Raw genomic sequence first — 16,782 nt, 5'->3', positions numbered from 1 at the left:
GAATCCTCCGAAGGGCGCATCCTACGCGGTCGCGCGCGCGCAGGCTCAGGATTCGATGGTCAGCGCGCCGGCCAGCCGAGCCCGCCGTCCACCGCCCGGCCGCCGAACGCGCCGGGTCGCGGAGGTGGCGACTATCCGATCGGCGCGCCCGATGAAAGGAGCGCCGCGAGCTCGCCGGCCGACGCCGGCTCCCCCTCGATCTCCCCCTCCAGCAACGCGACGGCCGTGTCGCCGGTCCGCACCACCACCACCCCACCCTGGGCGACCGCTTCGCCCGGCTCGAGCGCGGCCGGGAAGCTCGGCGCCGGCGCGGCCCGCAGGACGATGACGCACACGCCCTCGATCTCGGTCCACGCCCCCGGCGCCGGCGCGAGGGCGCGGATGTGCCGGAGGACGCGCTCGGTGGGCCACGACCAGCGGATGGCGCACGCCTCGTCGTCCAGCGCGGGCGCGTGCGTGGCGAGCGCCGGATCCTGCGCGACCCCCGCCACCTCCTCGCCGCGCGCGAAGCGGGCCACCGTGCGCCGCAAGACGCGCAGGCTCGGGCGATCCAGGGCGCGGGCGAGCTGCCACCCGGTCCACGCCAGATCGATGGGGAGCCGCTCCTGGTCCAGGATGTCGCCGGTGTCGTAGTCCTCCTCGATACGGTGCGCCGTGACCCCGCTCTCGAGGTCGCCCGAGGCGATCGCCCAGGTGGTCGGGTCCGGCCCGCGGTGGCGCGGGAGCAGCGAGGGGTGCACGCCGATCCCCCCCAGCCGCGCCGCCCTCACGAGCGACATCGGCAGGCGCGTGGTCCAGAACCAGCTCACCAGGAGATCGGGCGCGAGCGCCTCGACGCGCGACCTGAGCGCCGGGCTCCCCGCGTCGGGCCGCAACAGGAGGCGCGCCCCGAAGACGCGGCGGGCGCGGCGGAGCCCCACCACGTCGGCGCGGCTGATCGCCGCGAGCGCGATCTCGTGGCCGTCGCGGTCGAGCAGCAGGGCCGCGAGCGGCAGCCCGAAAAAGGCGATCCGCAGCGGCCGCTCGCCCGGCCGTCGGCCGAAAAGTTTTCCGTGTCCGAGCAGGCTGATAGGGGAAGGGTCCGATGGCGGCGCCCCCTCTGCAAGGCTCATTTCGTCCGGCGCTCCGGCCTGGCCACCGCTACGACGCGTCCGCCGCGCGCCGGCCGATCCTCGTGTTCGAGGACGTATATAAGTCCTACCGCGCGGATCAGCCGGTGCTCCGCGGGATGTCGCTCTCGATCGAGCGGGGCGAGTTCGTGTTCATCACCGGCCCGAGCGGCTCGGGCAAGAGCACGCTCCTCCGGCTCGTGCACCGCACCGAGCGCGTCGACGACGGGCGGATCCTGTTCCTCGGCCGGGACATCGCGCGCCTGACCGAGGCGTCGATCCCCGCGCTCCGGCGCAACATCGGCTTCGTGTTCCAGGATTTCAAGCTGGTCCCGAGCTGGTCGGTGTTCGACAACGTGGCGATCGCGCTGGAGGTGCTCGGCCTGCCGTCGCGCCTGCTCCGGACCCGGGTCGGCGAGGCGCTCGAGCGCGTCGGGCTCTCGGGGCGCGGCGGCGACCGGGCGCAGGTGCTGAGCGGCGGCGAGCAGCAGCGCGTCGCGATCGCGCGGGCGATCGTCGGCGAGCCGGCGCTGATCCTCGCCGACGAGCCCACGGGCAACCTCGACCCGCAGCTCGCGATCGATCTGCTCGGCCTGTTCGAGGACATCCACGAGACCGGCACGACGGTCCTGTTCGCGACGCACGACCGGACGCTGCTCGACGTGCGCCCGCGGCGCGTGGTGGTGCTCGACGACGGCAAGGCGACCGACGTGCCGCACGGCCTCGGGGCCGCCGGCGCGCTCGACGATCTCGACGGCGAGGATGAGCTGAACAGCGGCGTGCGCGGCGCGGCCTAGCGCCGAGGCGCCGCCGCAAGCGATGGATAGAGGGAGCCGGATGCAGATGAACGAGCGTGACGATCGGCGGAGATGGCTTCGCACCTGGCGGGCCGGGAGGAGCGACTGGCGCCTGCAGGCGCTGTCGATCTTCTCCCTCGCGGTCGCGTTCGTCTGCCTCGCGTCGGCCCTCCTCGTGGTCACGAACCTCGCGGCGGTGCGCGACCGCTGGTCGCGCGCCGGCCGCGCCACGATCTACCTGCGCGACAGCGCGACCGAGGCCGAGACCGCGGAGCTCACCCGCGCGCTCGAGGGCACGCCGGGCGTCCAGAAGGTCCGGCTCGTGACGAGCGCCGAGGCGCGCCGCGAGGTGGTGCACGACGACAGCGACGGGGCCCTCGCCGCGCTCCCGCCGAGCGCGTTCCCCGCCTCCCTCGAGGTCGGCTTCACCGAGGAGATCACCGACGACGCGCTCGCCTCGATGACCGTAAAGCTGCGCGCCCTGCCGGCCGTCGACACGGTGGAGACCTACCAGCGCTGGACGGAGCGGCTCTCGTCGCTCCTCGGCGGCGGCGTCGCCGCGAGCGCCTGCCTCGCCGCGATCGTCCTCTGCGCGGTCGTGAGCGTCATCGGCTCGACGATGCGGCTGCTCTTGCACCGGCGGAAGATCGAGGTCGAGGTGCTGAAGCTGGTCGGCGCGACGGACGGCTTCGTGCGCCGGCCGTTCATCGTCGAGGGCGCCACGCAGGGCGCGGCCGGCGCGGCCGGCGCGCTGCTCATGCTGGGCGCGCTCTTCTTGATCGTCCGCGGCCGCTTCGATCACGAGCTCGCGAACCTGCTCGGGGTCTCGCCGTCGTTCCTTCCCTGGCCGGTCGCGCTGGGGATGGTGGCCCTCGGCGCCGCGCTCGGCGCCGCGACCGCGCTGCTCACGCTGCGCAAGATGGTGGCGGTGTGAGGCGCCGCGCTCGGATCGCGCCGATCGCGCTCGCGCTCCTGACCGGCGCCGCCACGAGCGGCGCACAGGTCCGGGCGCTCGACGCGCCGGCGGCCCCGCCCTCCGCGCCGACGAGGGCCCCGGCGCCCGCGGCGCGCCCGAGCTCCGCCCTGGCCGAGAACGATCTCGATCGGCTGCTCGCCCGGCTCGACGCCGAGGAGAAGGCGCTGCGCGCGGAGCTCGCCTCCATCGGCCCCGCGCTGGACCTCACCCGCCGCCGGATGATCGCGCGCGGGCGCGCGTATTACCGCCACGTCCGCGCCGGTTTCCTCCCGGTGGGCGGCGGGTTCGACGCGCTGGTCGATCACGCCGCCCGCGTGGAGCGCACCCGGCTCGCCCTGGAGCGCGATCTCGCGCGCGAGGCCGAGCTGACCCGGCGGAGCGCCGAGATCGCGGATCGCCTCACGCGCCTCGGCGCGGAGCGCGCGCCCCTCGAGGTGCACCGCGAGGCGATGAACCGCGCGCGGGTCGCGCTGGCCCAGGAGGAGGAGCGCCGCGCCGCCTTCGCGCGCGCGTTCGAGACGAGCGTGCGCCCCGACTACCTCGCGATCTACGGCGCGGACGTGGGGCCCACGGAGCTCGACCGCCGCGCCGGCTTCCGCTCGCTCGCGGGCCGGCTCCCCTTCCCCATCGCCGGGCGCGCGGAGGTGCGCAAGGTCTCGCGCCGCGGCGCGGGCGGGCCGGGCGTCGAGCTCACCGCCCTGGCCGGCGCCCCGGTCCGCAGCGTGGCCGCGGGGCGGGTGGCGTTCGCCGACACCTACGCGGACTATGGGCTGACCGTCATCGTCGATCATGGCGAGCGGTACTACTCGGTGTACGCGAACCTCGGCGCCGCGGACGTGCGCGCCGGCGATCAGCTCCCGGGCGGGGCGCGGGTGGGCACGGCGGCGAGCGGGCCGGACGGCGCGAAGCTCTACTTCGAGCTCCGGCGCGGCGCCGAGGTGATCGACCCGGGCCCCTGGTTCGGGATGTAACGACCGCGGCGCGCCCGCCCCCGCCGGCCGCGCGCCCGGCCCCTGAGCGCGGCGCGCCCGCCCCCGCCGGCCGCGCGCCGCGCCGGTTCCACCTCGCGGCGACCCCGTACCCCCGCCCGACCTGTGCTAAGGCGGCGCTCGTGAGTCGCCCTGACGGTCGCGCCCTCGATGTTCACCGCCCCGTGGAGATGATCCTCGGGTTCCACCGCAACGCAGAGGGGTCCGTCCTCTACCGGGCCGGGCGGACGGTCGTGCTCTGCACGGCGTCGGTCGATCCCACGGTGCCCGCCTGGATGCTCGGCAAGGGCGCGGGGTGGCTCACGGCCGAGTACCAGATGCACCCCCGATCCAGCCCCGCGCGCAGGGAGCCGCGCGACGGCCGCGGCAAGGCGCCGAGCGGGCGCACCCAGGAGATCCAGCGCCTCATCGGGCGCGCGCTCCGGGCCGCGGTCGATATGAAGCAGCTCGGCGAGCAGACGATCGCGATCGATTGCGACATCCTCGAGGCCGACGGGGGCACGCGGACCGCGTCGATCACCGCCGGGTTCGTGGCGCTCGCGCTGGCGCTCGCGCGGATGCGCGCGGCCGGGTCGCTCACCGCGCCCGTGCTCCGCGATCAGGTCGCGGCGATCAGCGTCGGGCACCTCGCGGACGGGCTCGCGCTGGACCTCGTGTACACCGAGGACAGCGCGGCGCGCGTCGACATGAACGTCGTCGCGACGGCGCGCGGTGCGATCGTCGAGGTCCAGGCCACCGCCGAGGACGAGGCGATCCCCCGCTCGGAGCTCGACCGCATGGTCGACCTCGCGACCGCGGGTGTGGCGTCGCTCGCGCGCGCGCAGCAGCGGGCGCTGGCCGACGCCGGCGTGGATCTCGCCGGGCTGTTCCAGCCGGGCCGCTGGAGGGCCGCGTGAGCCGGGAGCCGCTGCGCGTGCTCGCCGCGACCTCGAACCGGGGGAAGCTCACGGAGCTGCGCTCGCTGCTCGCGGATCTCCCGATCGAGGTGATCTCGCTCGCGGAAGCGCTGCCCGGCGCGCCGCCGGTCGTCGAGGACGGCGAGACCTTCCTGGAGAACGCGCTCCTCAAGGCGCGCGCCGCGGCGCTCCGATCCGGGTGGGTGACGCTCGCGGAGGACTCGGGGCTCGAGGTCGACGCGCTCGGCGGCCGGCCGGGCGTCCGGTCCGCCCGCTTCGCGCGGGAGGGCGCGACCGACGCGGAGAACAACGCGGCGCTGCTGTCGGCGCTCGCCGAGGTGCCGGACGAGCGGCCGCGGGCGCGCTTTCGCTGCATCATGGTGCTGCTCGACCCGCGCTCCGAGGGGCAGCCCGTCGTCACCGAAGGACGCTGCGAGGGGTGGATCTGCCGGCAGCCCCGGGGCGCGGGCGGCTTCGGCTACGATCCGCTGTTTGTCGTGGAGGAGTTCGGACGGACGATGGCCGAGCTCGGCGAGGCCGAGAAGAACCGCGTGAGCCACCGCGGCAAGGCCACGCTGGCGATGCGCGCCGCGCTGGACGCGTTGATCGCGCGCCGTCGCGAGGCAGGGCCGCCGGGCGGCGGCGGTTGACCCCGCCCGGGACCGCTTGTAATCGCAACCGGAGGCACCCAGGTAGCGCAGGGTGATCGGATCCCCTGATGAAGCAGGACTGGAAGGCCGTCGGAAGCTACGGGACCGTCGGTCTCGAGATGGTGCTGAGCATCCTGCTCGGGCTGTTCATCGGCCGCTGGCTCGACGGCAAGCTGGGGACCGAGCCGGTCATGTCGGTGCTCTGGTTCTTCTTCGGGCTCGGCGCGGCCGGCAAGGCGGTCCACCGAGCGTGGAAGGAGATGCAGGCCGTGGCCGCGCGGGAAGAGCGCGAGGAGGGGAACCCGGCGCCGCGGTTCGGCGACCGGGAGCCGCGCCAGGACGAGCGCTCGCCGGGGCCGAACGACGGCTACCGGACGGCCCCGAGCGATGTCCCCGGCGACGGCGACGGCCGGCCCCGCGCGGACGTGGAGAGGCACGATGAACGCTGATCGCCCTGGAGCGCCTGGCAGCGAGCCCCCGCAGAAGGACCCCGCACCCGGCGGGCAGCCGGGCGTGGACGCGGCCATGCGCGTCGTGCTCCGCTGGGTCGCCGGCACGGCCGCGGTCCTGGCGGTCGCCGCGCTGCTCGCGTACGGCGCCCGCGCGGCGCTCGGCGTCGCCATCGGGGGCGCGATCGCCGCGGCCAACCTGTACGTCTTCGCCCGCATCGTGGACGCGTTCCTCTCGCGCAGAGGACGCACGGCCTCGTGGACCCTCATCGCCTTCGTGAAGCTCACCGGCCTGATGGGCGGCGTGTGGCTCATCCTGAGGAGCGGGATCGTCTCGGGCGTCGCCCTGATGGTCGGTTATGCCTCGCTGGTCGTCGGCATCACCCTGGGGACGCTGTTCGGCCCCAGGCCTCCGGAAGACGGCGCCGGCGCCCCGCCGGGCGGCCCCGGCTGAGCTCCGGAGAGGCGCGCCGGGCGGCCGAGGATCTGCGCGCGACGCGGCGGCGACTCGGCGCGCTCCTGGATACCCATCGTAAACGAGTTGTGGTAGAGGCGAGGCCCCCTCGTCCGAGGGTGAACTCCCACAGGATCGCCAGCCGCTGCGGCCGCGCCGTCACGGCCGCGCAGCCGCCGGCTCGGCGCCTCGACGACGAAAGCCATGCCTGAGCATACAGGGTTCCTCACGTATCTCCTGGCGCAGCTCCCCGGGCTGCGGGAGAACGCTCGCAACATCGGCAAGACGTTCATCGGCCACCACACGGTGGACTACCGCGGGACCGAGCCGATCTTCATGAGCCTCTTGATCATCGTGCTCTTCTTGCTGCTCGCCATCGAGGTGCGCGGGCAGTACCGGCGCCTGAACGAGTCGGTGATCCCCGAGGAGAAGCTCACGCTGCGCACGTTCTTCGAGGCGTTCTTCGGCTACTTCTACGGGATGTCCCGGGACGTCATGGGGCCCGACAACGCGAAGCGGTACTTCCCGGTCATCGGCGGCGCGGCGGCCTTCATCTTCTTCTCGAACGCCTCGGCGCTCATCCCCGGCGTCAACCCGCCGACCTCGAGCCTCAACGTCACGATCGGCTGCGCGGCCGTGGTGTTCATCCTCTTCAACTACTACGGGCTCAAGGAGAACGGCTGGAGCTACGTCGCCCACCTCGCCGGGCCGAAGTGGTACCTGGCGCCGCTCATCTTCCCGATCGAGGTCATCTCCACCTGCGTCCGCCCGGTCACGCTGGCGATCCGGCTCATGCTCAACATCGGGGTCGACCACCTCGTGGCGAGCCTCTTCCTCGGGCTGGTCGCGATCCTCGTGCCCGTGCCGCTGATGTTCTTGGCGATCATCGTCACCGTCGTGCAGACGCTGGTGTTCTGCCTGCTGTCCTGCATCTACATCGGGCTCGCGACGGAGAAGGCGGATCACCACTGATCGCCTCGCCTGGCCGCCCGGCCAGGGGTGACCAGCGCCGTCGAAGAACGGCGCCCGAGGTGCAGAGAAGGCTAGCCAGCCTTCGAAATTCGGATTAGAGGGGGCCCCGCTGTCGATGGGTTGCCCCAGAGAGGTGGGTGGATCGCGAAGGCGCATCCCCTACCGAGCAGTGATAGGGGCCGCGGGAACGATCCCCGGACCTCGCAAGGGTGCCGCCAGCGCGGCCCCCGACCCTCGCAGAAGATACGCATGCGGCCCCGCACGGGCTGCGTGGCTTGAAAGGAGCAGATTCGGATGTCGCTGAAGAGCAAGCTGTCGCTGTCCGTCGTTGTCGCCACCGCGCTGGTACTCGTTCCCGCCATGGCGCTGGCGCAGGATGGTGCGGCGTCGAACAAGTACGACGCGAACTCGTGGCTCGCCGTCGCTGCCGGATTCGCGATCGGCATCGCGGCCCTCGGCGGCACGATGGGCCAGGGGCGCGCCGCGGCCGCCGCCCTGGAGGGCATTTCCCGGAACCCGGGCGCTGCCGCCCGCATCCAGACCCCGATGATCCTCGGCCTGGCGCTCATCGAGTCGCTCGTGCTCTTCGCCTGGGTCATCGCGTTCTTCCTCCAGGGCAAGATCGCCCTCTGAGCCGGCGCTCGCCGCGCCCGAACGGGCCCGACGCCGCCGCCTCTCCTCCGCCTCACCGCCGCGCCGGACGAGCGCTCCTTCGACAGGACCTCGCTCTCGGCGCGCTCGCTTACCCGAGAATGAGCCGTCGCGCTCGATGCCAGCCCCGCACGGCATCGAGCGCCGCGTGACGTCATCTCACCGACGCGCCGCCGCAGCCCGCTCACGATCGCGCCCGCGACACCGCGCCCGCCCGCGACACCGCGCCCGCGACACCGCGCCCGCGCGCGCCGTCGCACGCGCTCGCGCTATCGCACGCGCACCACGGTGCCGGGCTCGTGCGCCGTGGGGAGGACGGCCGTCCAGCCGGCGGGGAGCCGGGGCGACGTCCACCAGAACAGCCGCTGGGCGTCGAGCGGCGCCAGGTTCACGCACCCGTGGCTCCGCACCTGGCCGAACGAGCGATGCCAGAACGCGCCGTGCAGCCCGATCCCTCTGGAGAAGTACTGCACGTACGGGACGTCCTCCATCCGGTAGTAACGCTCGGCCTCCTCGTCCTCGAGGTTGTCCATGTCCGAGGTGAGCAGCTTGGCCCAGACGCGGTAGGTCCCCGCGGGCGTGGCGCGCGGCGACCCGGGCGCGCCCTTGCCGGTCGAGACGAGCGTCGTGAACACGGGACGCCGCCCCTCGTAGGCCACGAGCGTCTGCGTCGAACGCTCGACGTCGATCCAGCGCTCGCCCGCGTCGACGTCGACCTCGGGCGGCGGCGGCGCCGCCGTCGGGCGCCGGAGATCGCGGACCGAGATCCAGCGGGCCTCGTCGCCCTCCGCGATGCGCGCGAGCCTCCCGGAGGGGCCCTGCGCCTCCTCGAGGTAGGGGACCGCCTCGAACCGCGCCTTGCGCTCCTCGGTCCTCGTGAAGCCCGCCCGCGTGCGCGTGAAGAGCGGAGCCCTCTCGGACACGACCCACGCGATCGCGATGTCCTCGGCGTCCTCCGGGAGCTCCACGCCGCGAAAGGCGAAGGCGTGCACCGGGCCGAGATCGCGCATCGGCACCCAGAAGCCGCTGTTCGTGCGGCCGTAGCGCGATCCGCCCTCGACGCGCTCCTCGACGATCGCCACCGCGAAGCCGGGCTCGAGCTGCGCGTCCGGCGCGTCGATGTCGGCGGCCTCGGCCCGGCGGTAGCCGAACGATCCGTCGGGGCCGACGAAGTAGTACCGGTACGGGAGCCCGTCCGGCATCTCGCGCCACGTCCGCACGAGCGGGCTGATCGGGCCCGCGGCCGAGAGCTCGACGGCGTCGTCGCAGAGCCAGGCCGTGGCGCCCACCTCGAGCCAGCGCCCGAGGCAGCCGTCGGCGCGCCGGGCCGCGAAGACGGGCAGCTGCACGTTGCGATCGACGGAGCCGCGCCGGCGCGGGTCCTTGCCCGGCGCCTCGAACAGCGGCTGGTCCCGCTTGAGCACGCGCGCGCTCCTCACCCAGGCCGGGAGCGGGGCCTCGCCCGCCGGGACCCACGGCGGCAGCTGTGAAGCGAACACCGCCCCGCCCCAGATCGACGCGACCAGGACGCCCCCCACCGCGCCGCCCCGCCACGCGCTGCGGCGCAATCCCCGCGAGCCGGCCGCCGCGCCTCCACGCCTCCGCATCCTGCGGCGGGATCCTAGGGCGTCTCGCGCGCGCGAGCCAAGCTCCTGAATCCCGCTCCGGCGCGCGGCGGCGCAGAGGCCACGGTGGCCTCGGTCAGCGGTACGAGAAGCGCACTTCGTGGTCGCAGATCCGGAACAGATCGCCCTCGACGATGGCCTTCCGGGCGATGCGCTGGCCGTTGTACTCGACGCCGTTGGTCGAGCCCATGTCGACCATGTAGTACTGGCCGTTCAGGAACTCGACCATGGCGTGCTGGCGCGACACGTTCGGATCCTTGATCGTCAGATCGCTCGACTGCTTGCCGCGCCCGATGATGAACCGGTCCTTGTTCACGACGAAGCGCTGCCCCGCATAGAACGCCGCGAGCGCCGGGCCGGCGGGGGCCTGGTTCGGCATCCCCACGCCCATGGCCGGGGCGCCCGGGATGCCAGCGGGCGGCTGCGGCGGAACGACGTACCCCGGCGGCGCCATCGGCGGCGCGGGCGGCCCGTAGCCGGGCGCGTGGCTCAGCGGGTTGCCGAGCGGCGGCGGGGGCGGCCCCGAGCGGCTCGCCGCGGCGCCGGAGAGGCTCGGGCGCGCGCCGGGGCTCGAGACCTGCGACGGGAGCGGCGGCGGCGCGCCGAGGCGAGCCGCGCTGGGCGGCGGGGGCGGCGGTCCGCCCACGCGACCCGGAATGGGCGGCGGAACGGGGAGGCTGGGCCGCTTTCCGCCGGCCGTGCTGCTGCCGGGCGGCGGCGGGGGCGGCGGGGGCGCGCCCGGCCGGACCTGCCCCGGCGGCACCGGCGTGATGGCCGGGACCGGCGTCGGGATCGGCGCCGCCACCGGGGGCACGCCGAACGGCGGCGAGGCCGCGCCATATGCGGGCGCACCGGCCGAGGCGCCGTAAACCACGCCGCCAGCTGCCGGTGCGGCCATCGGAGCGCCGCCCGCGCCGAACGGCGGAGGCGGTGAGCCGGACGCCGCCGGCCCGGGCGGCTGGGGCGTCGCGTTGTGGGGGGGCATGCCTGGATGAGCCTGTGCGCTCGCCTGCGCTGCGGAGCCGGTAGGCCCGTCGACCCGGGCAGGCGGCGGAAACGGCGTGCGCGGGCTGTAGCTTCGCTGCCGCGCGTACTGCTTCATCGACTCATTGATGAGGTAGTCGATGGAGCATTCGAGCTCGCGCGCCATCTGCTCGAACGTTTCCCAAAGGACATCGCGACACTGGAACGTCCGTGCGCTTTTCTTGTTCGGATCCGCGCTCATCTCTACCTAACGATAACGGAGGATGAATTGCGCTGGGAAGCCTCCTCCCGGCCTCTTCCCTGCAAGCACCTGACTGCTCTGGACCGTGCCGCCAGCGCGCTGCGACGATGGACATGCCGGTGCGAGATCCGTTGGCCGCGCGCCGCGCCCCATGCGGCCGGGCCGCCCGGCGAGCCGGGCTCCGAGCGCCGCGCGACGGGCGCGCGAGGCCGCGCCGGGGCCGGGGCGCGCTCGCCCGAGCATCTCGCGTTCCGCGCCGGCGCCCGTGTCACTTCGGCGCGCCCTTCTCGAGCTCCGGCTTCCTCTCCTGCACGGCCGGCTCGATGCAGTACTGAACGAAGTCGCCGACGGTCTTCACAGCCCTGAGCTCGCGCTCGTTCGACCCCGCCTTCGACACCTCGCACGCCCACTTGCAGTCCGGATCGGCCTCGCAGACCGGCGCGCGCGTGGTGTCGCCCTCGAGCGCCTTGAGCGCGGGGAGATCGGCGGCCGTGCCGAAGGTGAAGTAGTAGGAGATCGCGCTCGTCCGCACCGGCGCCGGGCCCGAGGTGAAGTGCTTCTTCAGGGCCTCGAGGGGGGAGCCCTCCTTCAGGTCGCCGAGCGCCGCGCCGTACGTGAGCGCCTCGGGCAGGGCGAACCCCTTGCTGTCGGGGAGCCTGCTCATGAACTCGTCAATGTGCTTCACCGTCGACATCTTCAGGAGGGTCGCGGCGGCCGCGCGGCGGATCTTCCACTTGTCGGTCTTGAAGAGCCCGTACAGCTTGTCGGCGACGAGCTCGCGCGGCATCTCGCCGACGCGACGGAAGGCCTGGTCGAGCACCACGTCGGGCGCGTCGGCGGTCACGATCTCGAGGATGCGCTGGATGTCGCTCGGGTTGTTGCGGTCGAGCCGGCCCTCGAGCGCGGCGAGGGCGGCCTGGCGGCGCTTCTCGGGCAGCTCCTTGTTCGCCGCGAAGGCGAGGAGGTAATCCACCGACGGCCGGCCGCCGAGCTTCTTCATCGAGCCGAAGACCCGGAAGAGCTCCTCCTCCTGGTACTGCGCGAGCTGCGCCTCGAACTGCTTCTCGGTGGGCGTGAGCTTCGACGCGGCGTTCGCCGCCTGGAGCTCGGGCTTCTTGGCGTCGATCCACGCCTCGGACGTGACGAATCGGGCGATGGCGACCAGGTTCGCCGACGCGGCCTCCTTGGTGGCCGCGTCGCCGTGCTCGGCCACGAGCGACGCCATCTGATCGAGCCGCTTCGCCTCGCGCGTCATGAGCCTCGGCAGCCCGGCCACCGCGGCGGGGCCGATGAAGCGCAGGAGCTGCTCCATCCCGTACGCCTGCGAGCGGTCCTCGAGCCGGTGCTCGAAGTCCGCCATCGCCCAGTCGATGAGGGCGGCCTTCAGCCCCTCCTTCAGCCCCTCGTCCGCGATGATCGCCGTCCGGTCCGACGTGAGCATCGCGTAGGCGGCGTCCTTGTACGGGAACGAGGTGTCCGGCGGGAGCGGCTGCCCGGGCTGCGCGACGGGCGGGGGCTTCCGGAGCTCGGCGATGATCGCCGGCACGAGCGCCGCCACGATGGCCTGCCGCTCCGCGGGCTCGATGCTCGCGAGGGTCTCGACCAGGATGCCGATGCCCACGCGCCGCCCCTGCCGCGGCTTCATGCGGATGAGCGAGGTGGCCGCCTCGACGCGGAGCGAGGGGTCGTACTTGTCATGGAACAGCACGGCCCTGAGCTTGTCGGGCCCGTGCGCTGTGGTCTCCCAGCGGCGGATGTCGTTCTCGTTGACGCGGCAGCCGCTCGCCGTGAGCCCCGCGGAGGCGGCCGCGAGGTACAGCAGAAGAAGGCCCGCAGCGCCAGCGCGCCGCCCTGCTCGTTCGACAGTTTCCATGCACGTCCCAGGAGGGTCGGGATGGTACCGCCCGCCGCGTCCTGTTTGAAAGAATTTCAAGGCCGATAAGAAGCGAACTCCAGGACATCGCGGGCCAAATACGGCCGGAATTCCGGCGCGGCGCCGCGCTCGCCGCCCGCTCGCCGGGCGCGCCCACGGACCGCTCACCTCGGCATCGCTCGCCATGCGGGCTCAGGCACGTGGTCGAGGCGCGAAACGGCGCCAGTTCTTCCAGTCCCACCAGACTTCTTGCCCCCGTGGGGGAGTGCGCATATGTGAGCAAGGTAGGTTCAAGTAGGCATGAACGTCCCCTTGTTCGCACCTCGACGGGCCCAGCCCACCGCCGGCCTCGGCGATTCCCTGCGATCGGAGGCGCCTCTCGGGGCGCGAAGCGGCAGGGCGGCGAGCGCGGGCGCAGCCGGAACACGTGGGCACGGGTACGCCCGGGACGCGGCGGCGCTGGTGCTCCTGGTCTCGGCGCTCTACAGCGCGCTGGCGCTCGCGTCGTTCCGCGCGGATCCGCTGCGCCCGGAGGTCTCGGGCGAGGACTGGGTGGGCCCCGTGGGCGCCGCGCTGGCGGGGGCGTCGGTCCACGCGGTCGGCGTGATCGCGTGGTTCGTCCCGCTCGAGCTCGCGCTGCTCGCGATGCCGCTGCTCGGGGCGAAGCGCTCGATCGCCAGCGTGTTCCGGCTGAGCGGCGACGTGGTGGTGGTCATCGTCCTCGCGGCGCTCGCGCACGTCGCGTTCCCGCAGGCGGTCGCGTTCGGCGCGATGCCGCTCGGCGGGGCCGTGGGCGAGCTGTTCGGGGAGGTGCTGCGCGCGCTCTTCTCGAACATCGGATCGTACATCATCGGGCTCACGATCGTGGCGCTCATCCTGATGGGCCGGGCGACCTTCTCGTTCATCGAGCTCGCGCAGCGGTCCGAGCAGATCGTGATCGCGATCGCCCAGCGTATCGCGGGCTGGGTGCGCGCGCTCTTCGGCGCGTGGGCCGCGGCGCGCGACCTGGAGCGGGGCGCGGGGGCGCCGGCGCAGGAGGCGCAGCCGCGCATCGCGCGCAACTCGAGCCCGGACGCGATCATCGCCGCGCTGGCCGACGACGCGGACGGGCCGACCTCCGATCCGGCGGCGAGGAGCACGCCCGCCGAGCCGGCGAGCGTCGAGGCGCCGGCGATCGACCTGTGGAAGGCCGGAGCCGGCGTCGCCGCCGCCGAGGAGCCGGCCCCGCCGAAGCCGCGGCGCGGTCGCAAGGCGCAGCCGCGCGAGCCGCGCGAGGCCGCGCCGCAGAGCGACGAGCCGCGCGTGGTGATCCACGACGACGAGCCGCGCGTGGTGATCCACGACGACGAGCCGCGCGTGGTGATCCACGACGACGAGCCGCAAAGGCCGGCGGAGCACGGCGACGAGCCGCGCGTGGTGATCCACGACGACGGGCCGCGCGAGGCGGCGCCGGACAGCGACGGGCCGCGCGAGCTGGTGCTGTTGCAGGGCGATGAGCCGGACGAGGCGGCGGAGCGCAACGACCGGCAGGAGGAGCCGGCGGCGCGCCGCGCCGCGCCGCGCGAGGCCGCGCCGCGCCGCGCGAGGCCGCGCCGCGCCATGGCCCCGGCGGGGCCGCCCGGCGCCGCGGCCCTGGAGGATCGTGAAGCGGCGCATTTCGAGGGCGAGGCGCGCTTCCTCGAGGGCGAGGCGCGCTTCGAAGAGGACGGCGTGGCCGAGCTTACGGCGATCGCGTCGGCCGACGAGGAGATCGCGGCGGCGTTCGCGGAGCCGGAAGTGGTCGATGTGCCCACGCCGTCGCCCATCCTGCCCGTGCGCGAGCGGCGTGAGCTGCCTGCGCGCGAGCCGCGCGAGCTGCCCGCACGCGAGCCGCGCGAGCTGCCCGCACGCGAGCCGCGCGAGCTGTCCGCACGCGAGCCGCGCGAGCTGCCCGCACGCGAGCCGCGCGAGCTGTCCGCACGCGAGCCGCGCGAGCTGCCCGCACGCGAGCCGTCCCTGCGCGAGCCGTCCCTGCGCGAGCCGCGCGAGCCGGACGCCAGGGTGGCGCCGCGCGAGGCGCTGGCCGGCGCCCCGGAGCGCCCTCAGGGCGCGAGGCCGCGCGGCCCGACGATCGTCGACACGAGCCGCGAGCTCATGAGCGAGAAGCCGGCCCTCACGAAGGTCGTCCCGGCCACCGGGGAGGGCTTCCGCCTGCCCACGACGGACATGCTCGAGTTGCCCGCGGGCGGGCGCCTCCAGCTCGACGCCGACCAGCTCAAGGCGACCGCCCAGCTCCTCGAGAAGACGCTCGCCGACTACGGCGTCAGCGGGAAGGTCGAGGAGATCCACCCGGGGCCGACCGTGACGACGTTCGAGGTCTCGCCCGCCGCCGGCACCAAGGTCTCGAAGGTGGCCGGGCTCGCGGACGACCTGGCGCTCGGCCTCTCGCGCAAGGTCCGCATCGTCGCCCCCATCCCCGGGAAGAACCGGATCGGCTTCGAGATCCCGAACGAGCACCGGCTGCCCGTCAACCTGCGCGAGCTCGTCGAGGACCGCCGCTTCGTCGACATGAAGGCGCCGCTGCCCTGCGTGCTCGGCCGCGACATCATCGGGACGCCGTACTTCGCCGACCTCGCGTCGATGCCGCACGTCATCGTCGCGGGCGCGACCGGCGCGGGCAAGAGCGTCGGGCTCAACGTGATGCTGGTGAGCCTGCTCTTCCGCAAGACGCCGGAGGAGCTCAGGCTCCTGATGATCGATCCCAAGGTCGTCGAGCTCGCGCCGTTCGATCGCATCCCGCACCTGCTCCTGCCGGTCGTGACGGACATGAAGCAGGCGGCCAACGCGCTCAAGTGGGCCGTCGACGAGATGGAGCGCCGCTACCAGCTCTTCGCGAACGCGGGGACCAAGAACATCACGACCTACAACGCGTGGGTCGAGCGCGTGCAGCGCGGCGAGGCGCGCCCGCCGCGGCCCCCGGCCAAGGTGAGCGCGATCGCCGTCGACGGGACCGAGGTGGAGGTCGACGCGGCGAAGGACGGGTCGGACGCGGCGCTGCCGGAGAAGATCCCCTTCATCGTGATCGTGGTCGACGAGTTCGCCGACCTGATGATGCAGCAAGGCAAGGACGTGGAGGCCAGCGTGGCCCGGCTCGCGCAGAAGGCGCGCGCCGCCGGCATGCACGTGATCCTCGCGACGCAGCGGCCGAGCGTCGACGTGATCACCGGCATGATCAAGGCGAACTTCCCCACGCGCATCGCCTTCCGGGTCGCGCAGAAGGTCGACAGCCGCACGATCCTCGACGAGCAGGGCGCCGAGCACCTGCTCGGCCGGGGCGACATGCTGATCAAGATGAACGGATCGAACGACACGCGGCGCGTCCAGTGCCCGTTCTGCTCCGAGGAGGAGGTGCAGCGGATCACCGACTTCCTCCGGCTGCAGGGGGAGCCGGTCTACGACGAGGCGATCCTCCGCCCGCGCGACGAGGACGGCGAGGAGCCCGACACGTCCGACGCGGAGAGCGACCCGATGTACGACGCCGCGGTCCGGATCGTGGCCGACACGCGGCGCTGCTCGACCTCGTGGCTGCAGCGAAAGCTCGGCGTCGGCTACAACCGCGCCGCCAAGCTGGTGGAAGCCATGGAGAAGCGCGGGCTCGTCGGCCCCGCGAACGGCGCCAAGGATCGCGAGGTGCTGATCGCGCCGATCTGATCCGTTCTCATTTTCCTTGACGCCGATTCGTAACGCGTGTTCGCACGCCATCGCTCCGGGCGGGCGAGGCGGGACGGGATGCGGAGGGGCGCAGCGCGTCCTCCTCCAGCGCGGTGGCCGCGCCCCGGCAGGGCGGTTGTTTTGACTTTCCCGTTTGAATGCTTCATGGAGCACGCAGGATGGCGCCTGAGGAAACGCGCACGCGTCTGATCGCTCAGATCGCGAGCCTCCTGAACGACGGCACGATGCCCGCCGACGCCCGCGCGGCGGGGCTGACGCTCATCGGCTGGCTCGCGAGGCGCATGCCCGGCGAGGCGCCGTCGCGCGATGGCGTCGACGAGATGTGCCGGCGCGCCGCGGTGTTGAGCTGCCGCCCACGGCGCATGGGCGGGCGGCGGCCCCGCTGAGCGGACGGCGCCGGGTCGG

At 73.7% G+C, this 16,782-nt stretch carries 15 protein-coding genes; 11 read left to right on the top strand and 4 right to left on the bottom strand.

Features of this window, described 5'->3' with window-relative positions:
• Positions 1 to 131: 131 nt before the first annotated feature.
• Positions 132 to 1,112, bottom strand: a complete 981-nt coding sequence (locus WMF31_RS01535; protein WP_436600247.1) for a methionyl-tRNA formyltransferase — start codon at positions 1,110 to 1,112, stop codon at positions 132 to 134.
• Here WMF31_RS01535 and WMF31_RS01530 point away from each other — a divergent pair.
• The 9 genes from WMF31_RS01530 (at position 1,085) to WMF31_RS01490 (ending at position 7,925) form a co-directional block, all read left to right on the top strand.
• A complete protein-coding gene (locus WMF31_RS01530) occupies positions 1,085 to 1,906 on the top strand; it encodes a cell division ATP-binding protein FtsE (RefSeq protein WP_436600246.1) in 822 nt (273 codons plus the stop codon). The two genes, WMF31_RS01535 and WMF31_RS01530, sit on opposite strands and share 28 nt — an antisense overlap.
• 40 nt (positions 1,907 to 1,946) lie before the next feature.
• Positions 1,947 to 2,840, top strand: a complete 894-nt coding sequence (locus tag WMF31_RS01525) for a cell division protein FtsX (protein WP_436600245.1) — start codon at positions 1,947 to 1,949, stop codon at positions 2,838 to 2,840.
• Positions 2,837 to 3,853, top strand: coding sequence for a murein hydrolase activator EnvC family protein (locus WMF31_RS01520; RefSeq protein WP_436600244.1), 1,017 nt, complete (start codon positions 2,837 to 2,839; stop codon positions 3,851 to 3,853). The genes WMF31_RS01525 and WMF31_RS01520 overlap by 4 nt, the downstream gene beginning before the upstream one ends.
• Before the next feature lie 140 nt (positions 3,854 to 3,993).
• Positions 3,994 to 4,767 carry a ribonuclease PH gene (rph, locus tag WMF31_RS01515; protein WP_436600243.1) on the top strand — a complete coding sequence of 258 codons (774 nt, stop codon included), beginning with the start codon at positions 3,994 to 3,996 and terminating at the stop codon, positions 4,765 to 4,767.
• Complete coding sequence (gene rdgB / locus WMF31_RS01510) at positions 4,764 to 5,417, top strand: RdgB/HAM1 family non-canonical purine NTP pyrophosphatase (RefSeq protein WP_436600242.1); 654 nt, start codon at positions 4,764 to 4,766, stop codon at positions 5,415 to 5,417. The genes rph and rdgB overlap by 4 nt, the downstream gene beginning before the upstream one ends.
• A 68-nt stretch (positions 5,418 to 5,485) precedes the next feature.
• Entirely contained in the window at positions 5,486 to 5,866 is a 381-nt protein-coding gene (locus WMF31_RS01505; protein WP_436600241.1) for an AtpZ/AtpI family protein, read from the top strand.
• A complete protein-coding gene (locus WMF31_RS01500; RefSeq protein ID WP_436600240.1) occupies positions 5,856 to 6,320 on the top strand; it encodes an ATP synthase subunit I in 465 nt (154 codons plus the stop codon). The genes WMF31_RS01505 and WMF31_RS01500 overlap by 11 nt, the downstream gene beginning before the upstream one ends.
• A gap of 204 nt (positions 6,321 to 6,524) precedes the next feature.
• Positions 6,525 to 7,292, top strand: coding sequence for a F0F1 ATP synthase subunit A (gene atpB / locus WMF31_RS01495; protein WP_129354318.1), 768 nt, complete (start codon positions 6,525 to 6,527; stop codon positions 7,290 to 7,292).
• 294 nt (positions 7,293 to 7,586) lie between these two features.
• The gene (locus tag WMF31_RS01490; RefSeq protein WP_436600239.1) at positions 7,587 to 7,925 is read left to right on the top strand and encodes an ATP synthase F0 subunit C; all 339 of its coding nucleotides are present in this window, start codon (positions 7,587 to 7,589) and stop codon (positions 7,923 to 7,925) included.
• Between the two features lie 287 nt (positions 7,926 to 8,212).
• Here WMF31_RS01490 and WMF31_RS01485 read toward each other — a convergent pair whose 3' ends face one another.
• The 3 genes from WMF31_RS01485 to WMF31_RS01475 form a co-directional block, all read right to left on the bottom strand.
• Positions 8,213 to 9,550: a L,D-transpeptidase gene (locus WMF31_RS01485; protein ID WP_436600238.1), complete on the bottom strand. Its 1,338-nt coding sequence runs from the start codon at positions 9,548 to 9,550 to the stop codon at positions 8,213 to 8,215.
• Positions 9,551 to 9,644: 94 nt separating this feature from the next.
• A complete protein-coding gene (locus WMF31_RS01480; protein ID WP_436600237.1) occupies positions 9,645 to 10,793 on the bottom strand; it encodes an FHA domain-containing protein in 1,149 nt (382 codons plus the stop codon).
• 268 nt (positions 10,794 to 11,061) lie between these two features.
• Positions 11,062 to 12,666: a hypothetical protein gene (locus WMF31_RS01475; protein WP_436600236.1), complete on the bottom strand. Its 1,605-nt coding sequence runs from the start codon at positions 12,664 to 12,666 to the stop codon at positions 11,062 to 11,064.
• A 300-nt stretch (positions 12,667 to 12,966) separates the two neighbouring features.
• Here WMF31_RS01475 and WMF31_RS01470 point away from each other — a divergent pair, with 300 nt between their 5' ends.
• Both WMF31_RS01470 and WMF31_RS01465 read left to right on the top strand, forming a co-directional pair.
• Complete coding sequence (locus WMF31_RS01470) at positions 12,967 to 16,356, top strand: DNA translocase FtsK 4TM domain-containing protein (RefSeq protein WP_436600235.1); 3,390 nt, start codon at positions 12,967 to 12,969, stop codon at positions 16,354 to 16,356.
• A 179-nt stretch (positions 16,357 to 16,535) separates the two neighbouring features.
• Positions 16,536 to 16,763, top strand: coding sequence for a hypothetical protein (locus WMF31_RS01465; protein WP_436600234.1), 228 nt, complete (start codon positions 16,536 to 16,538; stop codon positions 16,761 to 16,763).
• The last annotated feature ends 19 nt before the right edge of the window (positions 16,764 to 16,782 follow it).

The sequence above is a fragment of the Sorangium sp. So ce1036 genome (assembly GCF_051369805.1).
Lineage (GTDB): Bacteria > Myxococcota_A > Polyangia > Polyangiales > Polyangiaceae > Sorangium > Sorangium cellulosum_F.
Note: the sequence above shows the minus strand (reverse complement) of the source record. Positions and strands in the feature narration are given on the sequence as shown.